Raw genomic sequence first — 18,092 nt, forward strand, 5'->3', positions numbered from 1 at the left:
GTTAGCCGACGATCTTGTCGATTTGCGCGGCGAGTGCGTCCATCTCGGCCTGGACGTTGCCCGAAACCAGCGCCTTGGAGATGCCGGACTGCAAGGCCAGCGTCACCTTGGCGTATTCGGGCGTGATCGGCCGCGCCGTGGCGCCGGTGAACACTTTTTCGAGGCTGGCCATGAACGGCTGTTCCTTCTTGATCTGCGCATCCTGGAACAGCGCGGGCCTCGTCGGCGCGAGGCCGAAGTTCAGCGCGATGCGGTGCTGGGTCTCGGTCGACGACAGCCAGGTCAAGAGTTCGATCGCGGCTTCGCGCTGCTTCGAGTTGGCATTGACGCCGAGCTGGTAGCCGCCGAGGCAGGCCGAGCTCTTGCCGCCGGGGAATGACGGCAGGGGTGCTACGCCAACCTTGTCGACCACCTGGGAAGCCTTGGCATCCTGGGCGATCGGATAGACATAGGACCAGTTGCGCATGAACATCCCCTTGCCCGAGGTAAAGGGCTGGCGCGACGGTTCCTCGTCCCAGGACAACACGTCCTGCGGGCTGATCTTGCTGGTGGCGATGGTGTCGTGCAGGAACTGGATTGCCTCCACCGCGCCCTTCTGGTTGATCAGCGAAGACTTGCCGTCGGGCGCCAGGATCGCGCCGTTGTTGGAGGTGATGATCTCGACCGCGTCGCAGACCAGAACCTCGGCCTGCTTGCCCTGCCAGAGATAGCCGAAATCGATATCGCCGGCCTTCTGCGCGGCAGCCGCAATGGTCGCCATGTCGGCCCAGGTTTCCGGCACCTTGCCGCCATGCTTTTCCAGCACGTCCTTGCGGTAATAGAACATGCCCGAATCCATGAACCAGGGAAGGGCCGTGAGCTTGCCGCCATAGGTACAGGCATTGAGCGTTCCGGTGAAGTAGGCGCTGCGCTTGTCGGCCGGGAAATACTCGTCCAGCGGCAGGGCCCATCCGGCGGCGGCAAAGCCGGCGATCCAGATCACGTCCTGGCTGAAGACGTCGGGCGTGCCGGTGCGGCGGGCGAGTTGCTGCACCAGGCCCTGGTAGACCTCGGTCGAGGAGCTCGGCGGCGGCAGTTCGATGTTCTTGACCAGGACGCGGTCCTGCGATTCGTTGAAGGCCTTGATCAGGTCGCCGAAGGTCTCCTTGCCGAAGAAGGCGGCGCTGGCGAAGCTGATTTCGGCGCGCGACTGGGCGCGAGCACGCCCAATGCCAAGAGATGTCCCTGCCCCGAACGCCGCCGCGCCGAGAAGGCCAGCGGAACTAATGAGAAATTGCCGGCGATCGGCGATCGTCACATGACCCACAGGCTTAGGTGCGGCGGCCGGCCGTTTTTTCATGTCTGTCATTTTCTCCTCCTGGGGCTGGCAGCCTCCCGATATCGCGCCAGCATTTTCGCATGTTGTATAAAAATTTTACGCGCGTCAATATTTAAAATGTTGTATAGCCCTTTGGGAAAGCGATCCGTTACCTCTGGGCGGATCCGGCAGACCATGACCGCGTCGGGAGGTACGATCGAAAATGCACGGAAAAACAAAGACGAAACTCGGAATCGGCGTCATCGGATGCGGCAACATCTCGATGACTTACCTGCGCAATGCCGCCCTCTTCGGCGGCATCGAATTGCGCGCCTGCGCCGATATCTCGGCCGACATGGCGGCGGTGCGGGCAAAGGAATATGGCATAAGGGCGCTCGGCGTCGATGCGCTGCTGGCCGATCCCGAAATCGATCTTGTCCTCAACCTGACCATTCCGGCGGCGCATTTCGACATTTCGTTTGCCGCGCTTTCGGCGGGCAAGCACGTCTTCACCGAAAAGCCGCTTGCGACCTCGGCCGCCGATGGACGGCGCCTGGTCAACGAGGCGCGGTCGCGCGGCCTGCTGCTCGGCTCGGCGCCCGATACTTTCCTTGGAGCTGCCGGACGCCGCGCCCGCCGGCTGATGGACGAGGGCGCCATCGGCCGCCCGGTTACCGGCACCGCCTTCATGATGGGCCGCGGCATGGAGCACTGGCATCCCAACCCGCAATTCTACTACCAGCCGGGCGGTGGGCCGGTGTTCGACATGGGTCCCTATTATCTGACCATGCTGGTCAATCTGCTCGGTCCGGTCGAGCGCGTCATGGCGATGGCGACACGCGGCCAGGAGGAACGGCTGATATCAGCCGACGGGCCATTCAAGAACACCACATTCAAGGTCGGCACGCCGACCAACGTGCTGTCGCTGCTCGAGTTCCGCTCCGGCGCGACCGTCACCTTCGGCGCCTCGTGGGATGTCTTTCGCCACTCCAACCATCCGATCGAACTGCATGGCACGGAGGGATCGCTGCGCCTGCCCGACCCCGACACGTTCGGCGGCACCGTGTCGCTGTCCGAACGCGGCACCGAGTGGAAGGATTTCGCCAGCGAAGGCGACCTCTACGGCGCCCGCAACTGGCCCTATGTCGCGCCAGACCGCGCCAACTACCGCATGCTCGGCGTCGCCGATCTGGTGCGCTCGCTTCAAACCGGCAACGCGCCCCGCGCCTCCGGCAGCCTTGCGCTGCATGTGCTGGAGATCATGGAGGCGATCCTGCGCTCCGGTGAAACACAGGGCTCGGTCGCCGTCTCGGGCGATGTCGTCCAGCCGACCCTGCTGACCGAGGAAGAGGCAGGCGACCTGCTGGCCTGAGGTATGATCATGACGCTCGATCCGGATGCGCTGCGCGTCCTCGAAATCGGTCGTGCAGCCGGCAGCGAGCCGTTCGAGAACGGCAGCGTGGCGGCGGCGCGCGCCGCCTACAACGCCTCGTTCCCGACGCTGCAGGGCGAGCACGAGCCGACTGCTGCGACCTCAGAACAACAGATCGACGGCCCGAACGGACCTGTTGCGCTGCGCATCCATCGCGGCATCGGCGCGCCACAAAGCGGGGCGCCGGCGCTGCTCTATCTGCATGGTGGCGGCTGGGTCATCGGCAATCTCGATTCGCATGACGAGATCTGCCGCCTGATGGCCAATCTCGGTGGCGCCGTCATTGTCTGTCCCGATTATCGCCTGGCGCCGGAACACAAATTTCCCGCCGGGCTGGAGGATTGCGTGGCGACGCTCCGCTTCATGGCGGAGAACGCCGCCGATCTCGGCATCGACCAGACCCGCATCGCTGTCGCCGGCGACAGTGCTGGCGGCAATCTCGCCGCCGTGCTGGCGCTGCTTGCCCGCGATGGGCTGGCTCCAGCGCTTGCCGCGCAGATCCTGATCTATCCCAACACCGATGCGCGGCAGACATCGGACAGCTACCGGCGTTTCGGCGACGGCTTCGGCCTCACCGCAACCACCATGGCATGGTTCCGCGACCACTATGTGCGAACGCCCGACGACATCATGGACTGGCGCGTCTCGCCCTTGCTGGCGCCTGATCTTGCCGGCGTCGCGCCGGCATACGTCGCGCTTGCCAGCTGTGACATCCTCGCCGACGAAGCGGCCGCCTATGCGGCCCGCCTGCAAGCCGCGGGCGTGCCTGTGATCCTGCGGCAATGGCCAGGCCAGATTCATGGCTTCGTCTCGATGGGACGCCATATCGCCGCTGCCCGGCAAGCCGTGGCCGAGGCGGTGGCTGCCTGGCGCCACTTCGAGGGATCGACGCCGACCGGTTAGGCCGACTGACGCATCACCAGGGTGGCGCCGAGCTTGACGGTGCGCGCCAGGCCCTGCTTTGGCGGATCGGCCTCGTCCAGCAGAGCCAGCAGGATCTCGACGCTGCGCCCGGCCATGGCGGTGAAATCCTGCGCCATGGTGGTCAGCGCCGGACAGGTGTAGCGGCTCAGCGGATGATCGTCATGCGCCGCAACGCGCAGATCGCAATCGGGCTTGCGGCCGACCTTGAGGCCGCGCGAGTACGCTGCCGCCATCACGCCAAAGGCTAGACGATCATTGGCGCACAGGATGGTGCGGCCAGGCAAGGTGCCGGCCTCCAGCATTTTTTCCGTCTGCTCGTAGCCGATGCGTTCGAAGTCCCAGGTGTAATCGCGCGCGGCTTCGATGACGACCGGCTTGAAACCGGCGGTCTCCATCGCGGCGATGTAGCTTTCCTGGCGTTCGCCTGAGTTGTGGTTGACATGCGGAATGTCGAGATAGGCCGGCGGCTCGCCCGAGCGGCAGAGATAGTCGACGATGGTCGACACGCTCTGCCGGTTGTCGTTGCCGACGAACGGCGTATCGCCCTCGATATAGGTGTCGAAATAGACGATCGGAATGTCTTGCCCGAGCTTGTCGAAGACGCTGCGGTCGGAAGCCAGGCCGAGCGGAGCAATGATCGCGCCGGCGACCTTCAGTGACAGCAGCGTCCTGACCGACTCCGCTTCCAGCTTCGGCGAGCCATGCGACGAGATGACGATCGGCCAGTAGCCTTCGTCGCGGCAACGAAATTCGATGCGGCTGACCATCTCGGCGTAGAACGGATCGGTAATCGTCGGCACGACGATGCCGATGTTGCGGGTGCGCTTGCGGTTGAGATTGCGGGCGAAAAGGTTCGGCTGATAGTCCGAGGAGCGCAGCGCGGCTTCGATGCGCGCCCGCGTCGCCGGCTTCACGCTCGCCGGATCGTCGAAATATTTGGACAGCGTCGGCCGTGACACGCCACATGCCTGGGCGAAGTCATCCATCGTGCGGTGCGTCTTCTCCGCCATCGATATTTCAGGTCCCCTTGCCCATTCGCCTGCCGGGCCGATCCGACCGTAACAGTCATGCGGCCGTTGCCCGGGAGCGGCAATGCGTGAGCGAACTTATTCAGTCAAATTTTCGCAGTTCTCAATACAACGCAAAAACATTACGTACGTCAAATTATTTATTGACGCCCTGAAATCGACGGAAGCGCTGATGCAAGCGCTCGGCGTGGCGCCGTCAACACCGGGCTGGTAATGGCCGGCGCAACGCTTGCCGTGCTGCCGCCGCTGCTGCTGTTCGTCTTCCTGCAGCGCTTTTTCGTCGATTCCATCGTCGGCTCGGCGATCAAGGGATAGGCTGCAGAAGCTTGCCGCCCGGCCCACGGCCCTGCTTGCCAAATGCCGCCATGCCGCCCATACACGGCTTGGGCAATCGCCCACCGAGGTTGTGGTCCGCCTCTCCTTCGATTTTGCCAGGGATACTGTCCAATGTCCGCGACGCCGTGGTCAAAACCGTGACGGATCACTCCACGCCATCGCTCGCCAGCCTGGGCTGGACGGAATTTTTTGGCGACCAGCTCGAGCCCGGCGAAGCCAATCTTATCCCGACGCGGATCGCCACGGTCCATCGCGACCGCCTGACCGGTCTGTCCCAGGCAGGCCCGATCGATCTGACGCTGACGGCGCAGGCGAACACCGGCGACTATGCCGTCGGCGACTGGGTGCTGGTCTATGGGCATGACCACCTTGTGCAGCGCCGCCTGACCCGCAAGACGGTGCTGGAACGCCGCACCCAGGGCGGCAGGGTGCCGCAGCTTGCCGCGGCCAATGTCGACACGCTGTTCATCGTCACCTCGTGCAATGCCGACTTCAATCCCGCCCGGCTCGAGCGCTATCTGGCGCTGGCCAACGAGGCCGGAACGACGCCGGTGATCCTGCTGACCAAGGCCGATACAGCCGAAGACGCCGAGGCGTACCAAAGGCAGGCCGCCGCGCTGCAGCGTGGATTGGCGGTCGTGATGCTGAACCCCCGCACATCGGATGCCGCAACCGTCTTGGCTGCCTGGTGCGGTGCCGGCCAGACGGTGGCGCTGATCGGCTCCTCGGGCGTCGGCAAGTCGACGCTGGTCAACACGCTGGCCGGATCGGCGCAGCAATCGCCGCAACAGACCGGGGACATTCGCGAGCACGATTCCAAGGGACGCCACACCACCACGTCGCGATCCCTGCACGCCATTGCCGGCGGCGGCTGGGTGATCGATACGCCGGGAATGCGGACGCTGCAGGTCAGCGACGTCGCCTCCGGCATCGACACGCTGTTTGCCGAAATCACCGAGCTCGCGCCGCTGTGCAAATTCCGCGATTGCACCCATGTGCATGAGCCGGGCTGCGCGGTGCAGGCTGCCTTGAAGGCCGGGACGCTCGATCCCGAGCGCCTTGCCCGCTGGCGCAAGCTGTCCGACGAAAACCAGCACAACACGCCGGTTCAGAGCGGACCTCGCGGAGCCAAGTCGCCTGGCGGTCGCGGAAAGAGGCGTTGAGCGGCCGAGGCTGAGCTGGCTTCAGAGGCGCGCCGTACCGAAAATGCGATCCCAGAATGCCGACGTTACACCGAAATTGGCCGCTTCGTCGATGTGATGATGCACGGCATGGCGGCGCTTGAGCGTGTAGAGATAGCTGGGATGCGTGGGATGCCAATGATGAATCATGTGGTGAACGCTGATGTACCAGAGATATCCCAGCATCAGCCCGCAGCTTACCGCGCTCGCGGTTGCGAAGTCCGAGACCACCCAAACGGGCACAAACGCGACCAGGGCATGCACCCCGAGGCTGAGCCAGGTCGGCGTGCCTACCGAACTGCGCTCCTCGACATGGTGACGATCATGCAGGTCCTTGATGTAGGGGATGTGGTGAAGGACGAACCTGTGCAGCAGGTATTCGGTCAGCGTCCAGACCCCGAGACAGGCGAGGACCGTGCCTATCCAGCCTGGCGCACTCTCTTCGCCGGCCTCGAGCAACCCGGCCACTGCCAGCACGGCGATCACCAGCGGATACACCACGAAGTCGCTATAGTAGCCAATAAGACCGAGTTGCATCGTCACCTAGCCTTCGTGCCGCCAAATAAGCGATGGTATCAGATTGCCGGACTCGCGCGTGAGGTGCAATGCAGACGCGCCTGACATAGCGTCGCAATCCCTTGGTGCAAGGTTTGCGTCAACGATTCAAGGACCATCGGCAGGCTGCCGGCTTCGCAGACGGACGTATAAAATGGCAAAACGCAGTGCGGGATTGCTGATCTATCGCCGCAGCGACGACGATCTCAGGGTGTTGCTGGTTCACCCGGGCGGACCGTTCTGGGCGAAGAAGGACGATGGTGCGTGGTCGATCCCAAAGGGCCTTGTCGGCGACAACGAGGACGAGTTGACGGCAGCGCAACGCGAGACCGGGGAAGAACTCGGCGTCAAGGTCGATGGCTCCTTCGAGCGTCTCGGCGACTACAGGCAACCGGGCGGCAAGATCGTCTCGGCCTGGTCTGTCGAGGCGACCATCGACATCGATGTGGCCGCCATCAGGAGCAACAGCTTCACCATGGAATGGCCGCCACGGTCTGGATCCCTGAAGGACTTCCCGGAGGTCGACAGAGCAGGCTGGTTCACCTTACTCGAGGCCGAAGTGAAGATCCTCAAGGGGCAGCGGCCGATGCTTTTGGATTTTGCCAGGCAGCAAGGCGCCGGATGATCCGCAGCCCTCAGTAGGGCAGGCCGACATAGTTTTCGGCAAGCGCGGTCGATGCGGCACGCGACTGCACGAGGTAGTCGAGCTCGGCCTCCTGGATGCGCTGGCCGAAGTCGCCGGTATCCGGGAAACGGTGCAGCATCGTCGTCATCCACCAGGAAAAGCGCACCGCCTTCCAGACCCGTGCCAACGCCTTTTGCGAATAGCAATCAATGCCAGCCATGGTTTTGTCGCCGTAGAAGTCGCGCAAACCTGCGAAGAGATAGCGCACGTCGCTGGCGGCGAGGTTGAGGCCCTTGGCGCCGGTCGGCGGCACGATGTGGGCGGCGTCGCCGACCAGGAAAAGCCTGCTGAAGCGCATTGGCTCCGCAACGAAGGAGCGCAGCGGCGCGATCGATTTCTCGAAAGATGGGCCGGTGACGACGCTTGCGGCGGTCTGCTGCGGCAAGCGGCGGCGCAACTCGTCCCAGAAGCGGTCGTCGGACCACGCCTCGACGCGATCGTCCTGCGGGCATTGCACATAGTAGCGGCTGCGGTGCGTCGAGCGCATCGAGCACAGCGCAAAACCCCGCTCATGATTGGCGTAGACCAGTTCGTGATCGGCCGGCGGCACTTCAGCCAGCACGCCGAGCCAGCCGAACGGATACTGCCGCTCGAAGGTCTTCAGCGCACGCTCGGGCACCGATTTGCGGCTGACGCCGTGATAGCCGTCGCAGCCCGCAATGAAGTCGCATTCGACCCGATGCGTGACCCCATCCCGGTCATAGGTGGCGAAAGGCGCGTCGCCATCGAAATCGTGCAGCGCGACATTTGCCGCCTCGTAGATCGTGGTCAGTCCTGCGGCGTCGCGCTTGTCCATCAAATCGTGCGTCACCTCGGTCTGGCCGTAGACGGTGACATGCTTGCCGCCGGTGAGTGCGGTAAGGTCGATGCGGTGCAGGCGTCCGTCAAAGGCTAGCGAGATGCCGGAATGCGGCAGCCCTTCGGCATGCAGCCGTGCCGCCGCGCCGGCCTGTTCCAACAGTTCGACCGTGCCTTGTTCGAGCACCCCTGCCCGCACGCGACCAAGCACATGGTCGCGGCTTGCGCGTTCGAGAATGACCGTCTCGACGCCGATGCCGGCCAGAAGCTGCCCAAGCAGCAGGCCGGACGGTCCGGACCCGACGATGACGATTTGCGTGCGCATCAGCGCCCCAGACTTTCGACCTGTCCGGCCAGTTCGGCGGCAAGGCGCAGCGACGCGGCCGTTGCAACGACCATCTGCGGCAGCAGCAGCCATTCCAGCGTCCAGGCCGCGCCCGAGCGCTCCTGCTCATGCACGAGCGCCTGATGCATGCCGGAAAGCTGAGTGGCGTTGAAGCGGGCAAGCGCCACCAGTGCTTCGGCCTTCACCGGATTCTGCTTGTGCGGCATGGCCGACGAGGCGCCGCCACCGGAAAGCTCGATCTCGGTTCCCCCCTGCGCCATCAGCGCGATGTCCTGGCCAAACTTGCCGAGGCTGCCGGTCACTAGAGACATCAGGCCGGCAAAGTCGGCGAGTGCATCACGCTGGTTCTGCCATTGCGGGGCGTCGGCAAGATCGAGCTTTGCCGCGAGGGCCGCGCGCACCGCCGGGCCTTTGTCGCCTAGTTTTTCCAGTGTGCCAGCGGCACCGCCGAACTGCACCACCAGCAGGCGCCTCGATTGTTCGGACAATCTTTCCTGGTGCCGTTGCAGCGGCGCCCGCCAAGCTGTTACGCGATCCGCAACTTTGATCGGGATCGCCGGCTGCATGCGCGTCATTCCGGTCAGCACCCTGCCTCCGAAGCGCTCTTCGAGTGAGGCGAGGCGTATGACGGTTTCGGTCAGGAGCAGATCGAGATGCTCGACGACGGATTTCAGCCGAAGCATCAGGCAGGTGTCTATGACATCCTGACTGGTCGCGCCGAAATGCACTTTCGCGCCATGCGGTTCGCCGATAGCCGCCCTGATCTGGCGCACCAGTTCCGGCACCATGACGCCGTCCTTGGCGACACCAGCCCGCAGCAAGGCGGTGTCGGGCCGGAATGTGGCAAGTGTGGCCACGATCGCTGCGGCAACATCCTTGGTGATGATCCCGTTTTCAGCCTCCGCCTCCGCCAGCGCACGCTCGAAGGCCAGCATCGCCTCGATCTCCGCCTCGACGGAAAAATGCCGGCTGGCTTCCTCGTCGCCGAGAAGGGCGGAGAGCAGTGGATGGTCGAAGGGCGATACGGTCATGTCCTGCTCCTCCTGACCATCAGCTGTCGAAGAAGACCGTTTCCTTCTCCCCCTGGAGATGGACGTCGAAGACGTAGGTGTCGCCCTGGCGCTCGGCGATCAGCGTCGGCACGCGAACGCGGTGCTCTATGCGCGCCAGGATCGCATCCTCGGCATTGGCCTTTTCCTCGTCGGAGAAATAGAGCCGTGTGTGCAGGCCGAGATTGATGCCGCGCGCGACGATCCAGAGCGTGATGTGCGGCGCCATCAGGCTTCCATCCCTGAACGGCACGCGGCCCGGCTTGATCGTCTCGAACGTGCACAGGCCGGTGTCCATGTCGGTCGGGCAACGTCCCCAGCCGAAGAAATTCGGATCGGCGGCGCCGCGCAGTTCGGCCGGCGAATTGTAGAGCCCCTCGGCATCCGCTTGCCAGATCTCGATCAGCGCGTCCTTGAGCGGCGTGCCCGTGCCGTCGAGCACCCGGATGCGCAAGCCGATGCGCTCACCCTTGGTCTTGTCGTTGACCATGGTGGCGCCAAGATCACTGGGATAGACGCCACCGATGCCGCAGAAATTGGGCGTCAGTCCGATATGGACGTAGGGTCCCGCGGTCTGCGAGGGGCTTTCCCTGAGCCGGTCGAGCAATTGAGCCATCAATTGCCCTCCAGCCTGTTTTCGAACAGCGATGCGCGGCGGCCACGCAGAACGATGTCGAACTTGTAGGCGCGCGCGTCGAAGGGGATCGTCGCCTGCATGTCGAGTGTGGCGATCAGCGTCTCGATCGCTGCCTTGTCGGGGATGCCGCGCACGATCGGGCATTGCCAGATCAGCGGGTCACCCTCGAAATACATCTGCGTGATCAGCCGCTGTGCGAAGCCGTGGCCAAAGACCGAGAAATGGATATGCGAAGGCCGCCAGTCGTTGGGCCCGTTCGGCCAGGGATAGGGACCGGGCTTGACGGTGCGAAAGACATAGCCGCCATCCTCGCCTGATATTGCGCGGCCGCAGCCACCGAAATTCGGGTCGAGCGGCGCCAAATAGCCGTCCTTCTTGTGGCGGTAGCGGCCGCCGGCATTGGCCTGCCAGAATTCGAGCAGCGCACCGGGCACGCCAACGCCGCGTTCGTCGAGCACCCGCCCATAGACGATGATACGCTCGCCGATGGCGCTCTCGCCGGGTCTGGCGAAATTGTGGATCAGGTCGGCGTCGAGTTCGCCGAGCATGGCGTGGCCGAAGACAGGGCCTGCAATCTCCGACAGCGTGTTGTCGAACGACAACGGCGCCTTCTGCGGCGAACGCAGCACGGAGGTCTTGTAGTTCGGCGTCAGAACAGGCGGATGCCAGGTCCGGTCGCGCTGGAAGAAGGCGCCGGTCTCGGGTCTCCGGTTCGAGCCGGATTTAGCGGGCATTCTGGTTTCCGTCCATTTCCGAAAACACGTCCTTGGCGATCTTGAAGGCGCGGTTGGCGGCCGGCACGCCGGCATAGATGGCGACATGCAGGAACGCTTCGCAGATATCGTCGCGCGAAGCACCGGTGTTGACGGTGGCGCGCACATGCATGGCGACCTCCTCATCATGGCCGAGTGCGGCCAGCAGCGCCAGCGTGACGATCGAACGCTCACGCTTGGTGAAGCCCGGCCGCGCCCACACGGTTCCCCAAGCCGACTCGGTGATCAGTTCCTGGAAAGGCTGGTCGAAATCCGTCGCGGCGACCTCGGCTCGGTCGACATGCCGGTCGCCGAGCACGGAGCGCCGCACCGCGAGGCCGGTGCGATATCTGGCTGCGTTGCCGGGGACTTCATCCATGGGTTTCTGCTCCAGGGGCAAGCGATGCGATAAAATCGCGGATCAGGGCGATCAGCGCTTCAGGCTGTTCGACGCACGGAATGTGTCCGGCGTCGCGGATGATCTCGAAGCGCGCGCCGGGGATCAACTCGGCAAGCGAGCGGACAAGATCGGGAGGCGTCGAGCCATCCTGGTCGCCGGCGATGCAGAGCGTCGGCACCGCGATGCGGCGCGCGCTGTCGGTGAAATCCGCATCGCGAACGGCCGCGCAAGTCCCGATGTAACCTGCGAGCGCTTGCCTGGTCATCATGTTCCAATAGCCGTCCAGCTCGGCCAGACGCGTCGCGTGGAAGGCGGGCGTGAACCACACTTTGAGCACGCCATCCGCAATGGCCTGGATACCCTTGCTTTCGACCGTCGCGATGCGTGTGTTCCAGCTCTCTGTCGTGCCGATCTTGTGGGCCGTGTCGCACAGGATCATGGCCTCTACGATATCGGGGCGCCTGCGATAGAAGCCTTGGGCGATCAGGCCACCGACCGACAGTCCGCACAGCACGACCTTCTCCAACCCGAAATGATCGATGAGCGCCGAGAGATCGTCGACATGATCGTCGATCGACCTGATGTCGCCGATATCGGACAGCCCATGACCGCGCTTGTCGTAGACCAGAAGCGGCATTTCACCATCAAGCGCCGAGACAATTTCGTCCCAGATCCGAAAGTCGGTGCCGAGTGAATTGATGAATATGATCGGGCGCGCATTGCCGGTCGCCTTGATGTGGCGATGGTGCAGCGTGATGCCGCCGATGGTGACGAATGGCACGATTTCGGTCCTCCATCTCCACATTGCACAAGGCGTTTGGTTCGGTAAAATGATATTTTGCGCCGTTTCATTAACTCAGGGGTTATCAAATCCATGTCCGAGAGCCGCATCCGGTTCCGTCACCTGCAGGCATTCCTGGAAGTTGCGCGGCAAGGAAGCGTGGCGCGAGCGGCTGACCTGCTGCATGTCAGCCCACCGGCGGTGACCAAGACATTGCGCGAACTGGAGGAGGCACTGGGTGTTGCGGTGGTCGAACGCGACGGCCGCGGCATCAGGCTGACGCGTATCGGCGAAATCTTCCTTCGCCATGCCGGCACGGCGATCACGGCACTCAGGCAAGGCGTCGATTCCGTCCGCCAGGACGGCGCGGTCAACCGGCACCCGATCCGCATCGGCGCGCTGCCGACGGTGTCGGCGCGGGTGATGCCGCTCGCCATGACCTTGTTCCTCAAGGAGGGCACTGGTGCGGCGATCAAGATCGTCACCGGCGAGAATGCGGTGCTTCTCGAACAGTTGCGCACCGGCGCACTCGATCTCGTCGTCGGACGGCTGGCGGCGCCTGAAAACATGACCGGCTTCTTCTTCGAGCACCTCTATTCCGAACCCGTGCTGTTCGTGGTGCGAGCGGGACATCCGCTGCTCGATCCGGGACAGGATGTGTTCGCACGGCTCGACGAATTCCCGATGCTGATGCCGACACGGGAATCGGTCATCCGCCCCTTCGTCGATCGCCTGTTCATCACGAACGGCATGACCGCGCCGGCAACCGAGATCGAAACCGTCTCGGACTCCTTCGGCCGCGCCTTCCTGCGGCAAAGCAATGCTGTCTGGATCATTTCGGCCGGCGTCGTTGCCAACGAGCTCGGCAGCGGCGCCTTCGTCGCCTTGCCGGTCAACACCGAGGAAACCAAGGGGCCGGTCGGCCTGACGATGCGGACGGACACTGCGCCCTCGCCGGCCTTTTCCATCCTGCTGCAGACCATCCGCGAAGCGGCAAGCCAAGGCAGCTGACGCCTGAGAATGTCTGAAATTTGCTAACCCAGGGGTTAACGAAACACCACAAAATATCATTTTACCGAACCAAATCGCTGGTGCACTGTGGCGACCGAGGAGCACAGAGGGAGGAACGCATGACCCACGCTATAGGCAGCAAATCCAGTATTCGCGGCATTTCCCGGCGCCAGTTCATCGCCACATCGATCGCTGGTGGCGCGGCTCTCACGCTTGGCGGCCGCGGCGCCTTTGCCCAGGCTGGCGACACGCTCAAGATCGGCTTCGTCAGCCCGCGCACCGGGCCGCTCGCCGGCTTCGGCCAGACCGACGGCTATGTGCTCGACCTGGCCCGTAAGGCACTGGCCGGCGGTCTCGACATCGGCGGCAAGAAATACAGCGTCGAGATCCTCGACCAGGACACACAGTCCGATCCGTCACGTGCTGGCCAGCTGGCCAAGGACCTGATCAATAACCAGGCCATCGACCTGATGCTGGCGGTGTCGACACCGGAGGTGATCAACCCGGTGGCCGATGCCTGCGAAGCCGCCGGCGTGCCGTGCCTGTCGACCGTCATGCCGTGGGAAGCCTGGTATTTCGGCCGTGGCGCGAAGCCCGGCGCGCCCTCGCCGTTCAAATGGACCTATCATTTCGGCTTCGGCGTCGGCGAGTTCTTCAAAACCTACATCTCGCAATGGAACCTGATCGAGACCAACAAGAAGGTCGGCGTCATGTATCCGAACGATGCCGACGGCAACGCCATCCGCGCCAATCTGGCGCCGCTGCTGGCCAAGCAAGGTTTTACCATTGTCGATCCCGGCGCCTATGAAACCGGCACCACCGACTATTCCTCGCAGATCGCGCTGTTCAAGCAGGAAGGCGTCGAGATCTTCAACTCGTTCCCGATCCCGCCGGATTTCGCAGCCTTTTGGCGTCAGGCGGCACAGCAAGGGCTGATCAAGCAGATCAAGATCTGCCAGGTCGCCAAGACCGGTCTGTTCCCGTCCGACATCGAAGCGCTCGGCGATCTCGGCGTGAAGATTTCGAGCGCCGCCTACTGGCACAAGGCCTTCCCCTACAAGTCGCCGCTGACCGGCGTTTCAGGCACCGAACTGGCCGACGGCTACGAGGCGGCGAGCGGCAAGCAGTGGACGCAGCAGCTCGGCGCCTCGATGTCCTTGCTCGACGCCGGCTTCGAGGCATTGAAGTCGAGCAGCGATGCCAAGGACAAGGCGGCGGTGGCCAAGGCGCTCAGCACGCTCAAGACCGAGACCATGGTCGGCAAGGTCGACTTCACCAGCGGCCCGGTGGCCAATGTCTCGCCAGGCCCCATCATCGGCACGCAGTGGGTGGCCGCGAAGGAAGGCAGCAAGTTCCCGCTCGATTACGTCGTGACCGAGAACGCAACCGATCCGAAAGTGCCCGTCGAGGCCAAGCTTCTGCCTTACAACGGCTGATGGACCGCTGACGAGGATCGCCTGGTGACCCATCCGCAACAACAGGCTGTTCTCACCGCCGCCGGCATCCACAAGCGTTTCGGCGCGCTTGCGGTGCTGGATGCCGTCGATTTCAGCATGGAAGCAGATGAAGCGGTCGGCATTGTCGGCCCGAACGGCGCCGGCAAGACCACGCTGCTCAGCGTGCTTGCCGGGGCTTTTCCACCAAGCTCAGGTACGGTCCGCTTCAAGGGCGGCGACGTGACGTCCCTGCCGGCGACACAACGCTGCAGGCTCGGCTTGGTGCGTACGCACCAGGTGCCGAAACCGTTCAGCGGCATGACCACCTTCGAGAATGTCTTCGTCGCCGCGTCGCATGGCGCCGGCCTTGGCCGCGACGAGGCCTATGAGGAGGCGCTCGGCTCGCTGAAACTGTGCGGCATGCTCGGCGTTGCCAACCGGCGCGCCGAAACGCTCGGCCTGCTCGACCGCAAGCGGCTGGAACTGGCGCGCGCGCTTGCCGCAAGGCCGACGCTGCTGTTGCTGGACGAGATCGGCGGCGGGCTGACCGATGGCGAAGCCGGCGAACTGGTCGATACGATCAAGGAATTGCGCCGGCGCAAGATCGGCATCGTCTGGATCGAGCACATCGTCCACATTCTCCTGCAAGTGGCCGAGCGGCTGATCTGCATGGATGCCGGCAAGATCATTGCCGACGGCGATCCGCAAACGGTAATGGCCGACCCCGAAGTCGTGCGCGCCTATCTCGGCGGGGGCCCGAAATGAGCCTGCTTTCGGTCGAGAACCTGGTTGTCCGGCATGGCCTGCTGCAAGCGGTGCGCGGCGTCAGCTTCACGATCGAGCGCGGCGAAACGCTGGCGCTGGTCGGTGCCAACGGCGCCGGCAAGACGACGCTGCTGAGGGCAATCGCCGGCGCGCACCAGCCGGCGGCCGGACGCGTGCTGCTCAGCGGTGCCGATCTCACCGACATGCCATCGCACAAGCGTGTCGGCATGGGCATCGCGCTGGTGCCGGAGGGGCGAAAACTGTTCGTGCAGATGACGGTCGAGGAGAACCTTCTGCTCGGCAAGACCGCCGGCCGGCCGGGCGACTGGAGCGTCGACAAGGTGCTCGAGATGTTCCCCAATCTGAAGCCACGCCGCCACGCCAAGACGGGCCATCTATCAGGCGGCGAGCAGCAGGCGACGGCGATCGGCCGCGCGCTGATGAGCAATCCGGACGTGCTGCTGCTCGACGAGGTCTCGCTCGGCCTGTCGCCGCTGATCGTCGACCGCGTCTACTCCGCCCTGCAAGGGCTGATCGCCTCCGGCACGACCATCATTCTGGTCGAGCAGGACCTCAACCGCGCGCTCGCGGTTTCCGACAGGGTTATCTGCATGCTCGAAGGGCGTGTCGCGCTCGAAGGACCGAGCAAACAGGTTTCGCGCGAGGATGTGACGAAGGCCTATTTCGGCCTGCACCGGAAGAGCCCCGGGAACGTTCCCGCATGAGCAACCAGATCATCCAGGGCATCCTTCTCGGCGGCTACTACGCGCTGATTGCCTGCGGCCTGTCCTTCATGTTTTCGGTGATGCGCATCATCAACCTCGCCCATGGCAGCCTTGCCGTGTTCGCCGCCTTTGCGCTGTGGTGGCTGGCCTCGCGGTTCCATGTCTCGCCCTTTGTCGGCCTGCTCATCGTCCTGCCGTTGATGGCAGCGATCGGCTGGGCGCTGCAGCGTTTCCTGCTCGAACGCAGCGCGCGCGGCGGAGCGCTGCTGCCGATCCTGACCACATTCGGCCTGGCCATCGTCATCGACAATCTGTTGTTCGAGCAGTTCGGCGCCGACACGCGTTCACTGGCGCCCTATATCGGCAGCCTCTCCTATGATTCCTGGGAATGGCCGGGCAGCATCTATGTCGGCAAGCTCGCCGTGATCATGTTCGCCAGCGCCGTCATCCTGCTGGGCGGGCTGCAATTGTTCCTCACCCGCACAACACTTGGCCGCTCGATCCGCGCCACCTCGGAAGACCCTGATACCGCAGGCCTGGTCGGGGTCGATGCGCGCCGCGCCAATGCGATCGCCGCTGCCATCGCCATGGTCACGGTCGGCCTTGCCGGCGCGTTCCTCGGCATGCGCGCCACCTTCGATCCCTATGCCGGCGCGCCGCAACTGCTGTTCGCTTTCGAGGCGGCGGTAATCGGCGGCGCCGGGTCGCTGTGGGGAACGCTGATCGGCGGCATCGTGCTGGCGCTTGCCCAGACGCTCGGCGCGCAAGTGCATCCGCAAGGCTTTCTGATCGGCGGCCATGTCGCGTTCCTGATCGTGCTGTTCATTCGGCTCTCCACTTCGGGCCTCGGCCTGCGCGGCCTGCTGCGCTTGCCCACGAGGAAGCCAACATGAGCGCCTTTTCGACCTCCCCCGTCATCGAGCGCGGCACGGCGACGTCGCGCATCACCGCGATTGCGGTGGCTGTCATCATCGCGTTGCTGGCGATCGCGCCGCACTTCCTGTCGGCCGGCGCTGTCGACCGGATGACGGCTTTGTTCATCTATGTGATCCTGGCGGCGATGTGGAACGCACTGGCCGGCTTCGGCGGCTTGGTCTCGGTCGGCCAGCAGGTATTCTTCGGGCTCGGCGCCTATTTCGCCATCCGGCTGGCCGATGCCGGCCTCAACCCGTTCCTCGCGCTCTTCGCCTCTGGAATTATCGTTGGCGCCGTCTCCTGGCCGCTCTCGCTGTTCATGCTGCGGCTGAGGAATGGCGAGTTCGCCATCGGCATGTGGGTGATCGCGGCGCTGACGCATCTTCTGGTCAATCTCGACCGGCTGGTGCAGGGCGAAACCGGCACATCGCTGATCTCGCTCAATGTCTACGACGCGGGCGCCAGGCGGGCAGCGATCTACTGGCTGGCGCTGGCGTCGATGACCGCCCTGCTCGCCATCCTGTTTGGCCTGCTGCGCGGCAGCACCGGTGCGGCAATCCGGGCGATCCGCGACAATGAGGATGCCGCTGCCTCGGTCGGTGTGCGCGTCACCGGCACCAAGCGGCTGTTGTTCGTGCTTGCCGCCTTCGGCATCGGCATTGCCGGGGCGCTGTGGCTGGCGACCTCGATCACCTTCCAGCCCAAGACCTATTTCAACGTGCAGTGGACCGCCTACATGATCTTCATGGTGCTGGTCGGCGGCATCGGCACGTTCGAGGGCGCCATTCTGGGCGCGCTGGTGTTCTTCCTCATCGAGACATGGTTCGGCGGTACTGGCGTCTGGTATCTGGTCGGGCTCGGCGCCACCGCCGTGCTGTTTTCGCTTTTCCTGCCGCGCGGCCTGTGGGGGACGATCGAGGAACGTTTTGGGCTCCGCCTGCTGCCGGTCGGCTACCGCGTCAGGTTCCCTTCAGCCGCCGCCGATGGCGATGCAATGCCTTCGCCACAGCAAGCCACAACACATCGGGAGAAGGCATGA

The 18,092-nt window shown here is 64.1% G+C and carries 19 protein-coding genes; 10 read left to right on the forward strand and 9 right to left on the reverse strand.

The genetic code is table 11. The features are described 5' to 3' along the window. Position 1: 1 nt before the first annotated feature. Positions 2–1,348, reverse strand: a complete 1,347-nt coding sequence (locus ACZ89F_RS20705; protein ID WP_476093854.1) for an ABC transporter substrate-binding protein — start codon at positions 1,346–1,348, stop codon at positions 2–4. 172 nt (positions 1,349–1,520) lie between these two features. On the opposite strand from ACZ89F_RS20705, the gene ACZ89F_RS20710 reads away from it, so the two are divergent. Both ACZ89F_RS20710 and ACZ89F_RS20715 read left to right on the forward strand, forming a co-directional pair. After that, positions 1,521–2,669, forward strand: coding sequence for a Gfo/Idh/MocA family protein (locus ACZ89F_RS20710; protein WP_476093855.1), 1,149 nt, complete (start codon positions 1,521–1,523; stop codon positions 2,667–2,669). Positions 2,670–2,678: 9 nt separating this feature from the next. After that, entirely contained in the window at positions 2,679–3,632 is a 954-nt protein-coding gene (locus ACZ89F_RS20715; protein WP_476093856.1) for an alpha/beta hydrolase, read from the forward strand. On the opposite strand, the gene ACZ89F_RS20720 is transcribed toward ACZ89F_RS20715, so the two are convergent. After that, positions 3,629–4,663: a LacI family DNA-binding transcriptional regulator gene (locus tag ACZ89F_RS20720; RefSeq protein ID WP_476093857.1), complete on the reverse strand. Its 1,035-nt coding sequence runs from the start codon at positions 4,661–4,663 to the stop codon at positions 3,629–3,631. The genes ACZ89F_RS20715 and ACZ89F_RS20720 overlap by 4 nt on opposite strands. Before the next feature lie 479 nt (positions 4,664–5,142). Here ACZ89F_RS20720 and rsgA point away from each other — a divergent pair, with 479 nt between their 5' ends. Next, positions 5,143–6,180, forward strand: coding sequence for a ribosome small subunit-dependent GTPase A (rsgA, locus tag ACZ89F_RS20725; RefSeq protein ID WP_476093858.1), 1,038 nt, complete (start codon positions 5,143–5,145; stop codon positions 6,178–6,180). Positions 6,181–6,201: 21 nt separating this feature from the next. Here the strand turns inward: rsgA and ACZ89F_RS20730 are convergent, their stop codons facing one another. Continuing rightward, positions 6,202–6,735, reverse strand: a complete 534-nt coding sequence (locus tag ACZ89F_RS20730) for a sterol desaturase family protein (protein WP_476097321.1) — start codon at positions 6,733–6,735, stop codon at positions 6,202–6,204. Between the two features lie 172 nt (positions 6,736–6,907). On the opposite strand from ACZ89F_RS20730, the gene ACZ89F_RS20735 reads away from it, so the two are divergent. Next, positions 6,908–7,378: an NUDIX hydrolase gene (locus ACZ89F_RS20735; RefSeq protein WP_476093859.1), complete on the forward strand. Its 471-nt coding sequence runs from the start codon at positions 6,908–6,910 to the stop codon at positions 7,376–7,378. 10 nt (positions 7,379–7,388) lie between these two features. On the opposite strand, the gene pobA is transcribed toward ACZ89F_RS20735, so the two are convergent. Genes pobA through pcaD form a run of 6 tightly spaced genes read right to left on the reverse strand, consistent with a single transcriptional unit; the run spans position 7,389 to position 12,201 of the window. Next, positions 7,389–8,561 carry a 4-hydroxybenzoate 3-monooxygenase gene (gene pobA / locus ACZ89F_RS20740; RefSeq protein WP_476093860.1) on the reverse strand — a complete coding sequence of 391 codons (1,173 nt, stop codon included), beginning with the start codon at positions 8,559–8,561 and terminating at the stop codon, positions 7,389–7,391. After that, positions 8,561–9,613 (reverse strand): 3-carboxy-cis,cis-muconate cycloisomerase, encoded by a 1,053-nt coding sequence (locus tag ACZ89F_RS20745; protein WP_476093861.1) that lies wholly within the window; start codon positions 9,611–9,613, stop codon positions 8,561–8,563. The genes pobA and ACZ89F_RS20745 overlap by 1 nt, the downstream gene beginning before the upstream one ends. A gap of 19 nt (positions 9,614–9,632) precedes the next feature. Beyond that, positions 9,633–10,247, reverse strand: coding sequence for a protocatechuate 3,4-dioxygenase subunit alpha (gene pcaG, locus ACZ89F_RS20750; RefSeq protein ID WP_476093862.1), 615 nt, complete (start codon positions 10,245–10,247; stop codon positions 9,633–9,635). Then, complete coding sequence (pcaH, locus tag ACZ89F_RS20755) at positions 10,247–11,002, reverse strand: protocatechuate 3,4-dioxygenase subunit beta (RefSeq protein ID WP_476093863.1); 756 nt, start codon at positions 11,000–11,002, stop codon at positions 10,247–10,249. The genes pcaG and pcaH overlap by 1 nt, the downstream gene beginning before the upstream one ends. Then, complete coding sequence (gene pcaC, locus ACZ89F_RS20760; protein WP_476093864.1) at positions 10,992–11,399, reverse strand: 4-carboxymuconolactone decarboxylase; 408 nt, start codon at positions 11,397–11,399, stop codon at positions 10,992–10,994. Before pcaC ends, pcaH begins: the two co-directional genes overlap by 11 nt. After that, the gene (pcaD, locus tag ACZ89F_RS20765; RefSeq protein ID WP_476093865.1) at positions 11,392–12,201 is read right to left on the reverse strand and encodes a 3-oxoadipate enol-lactonase; all 810 of its coding nucleotides are present in this window, start codon (positions 12,199–12,201) and stop codon (positions 11,392–11,394) included. Before pcaD ends, pcaC begins: the two co-directional genes overlap by 8 nt. Positions 12,202–12,294: 93 nt before the next feature. On the opposite strand from pcaD, the gene pcaQ reads away from it, so the two are divergent. The 6 genes from pcaQ (at position 12,295) to ACZ89F_RS20795 (ending at position 18,092) form a co-directional block, all read left to right on the forward strand. Next, positions 12,295–13,212: a pca operon transcription factor PcaQ gene (gene pcaQ / locus ACZ89F_RS20770; RefSeq protein WP_476093866.1), complete on the forward strand. Its 918-nt coding sequence runs from the start codon at positions 12,295–12,297 to the stop codon at positions 13,210–13,212. Between the two features lie 119 nt (positions 13,213–13,331). Next, a complete protein-coding gene (locus tag ACZ89F_RS20775) occupies positions 13,332–14,648 on the forward strand; it encodes an ABC transporter substrate-binding protein (RefSeq protein WP_476093867.1) in 1,317 nt (438 codons plus the stop codon). Between the two features lie 21 nt (positions 14,649–14,669). Continuing rightward, entirely contained in the window at positions 14,670–15,413 is a 744-nt protein-coding gene (locus ACZ89F_RS20780) for an ABC transporter ATP-binding protein (RefSeq protein WP_476097322.1), read from the forward strand. Continuing rightward, complete coding sequence (locus ACZ89F_RS20785) at positions 15,410–16,138, forward strand: ABC transporter ATP-binding protein (RefSeq protein ID WP_476093868.1); 729 nt, start codon at positions 15,410–15,412, stop codon at positions 16,136–16,138. The genes ACZ89F_RS20780 and ACZ89F_RS20785 overlap by 4 nt, the downstream gene beginning before the upstream one ends. Continuing rightward, the gene (locus ACZ89F_RS20790) at positions 16,135–17,031 is read left to right on the forward strand and encodes a branched-chain amino acid ABC transporter permease (RefSeq protein ID WP_476093869.1); all 897 of its coding nucleotides are present in this window, start codon (positions 16,135–16,137) and stop codon (positions 17,029–17,031) included. The genes ACZ89F_RS20785 and ACZ89F_RS20790 overlap by 4 nt, the downstream gene beginning before the upstream one ends. Continuing rightward, on the forward strand, positions 17,028–18,092 hold the full coding sequence (locus ACZ89F_RS20795; RefSeq protein WP_476093870.1) for a branched-chain amino acid ABC transporter permease: 1,065 nt from the start codon (positions 17,028–17,030) through the stop codon (positions 18,090–18,092). Before ACZ89F_RS20790 ends, ACZ89F_RS20795 begins: the two co-directional genes overlap by 4 nt.

The organism is Mesorhizobium sp. USDA 3734 (assembly GCF_056279665.1).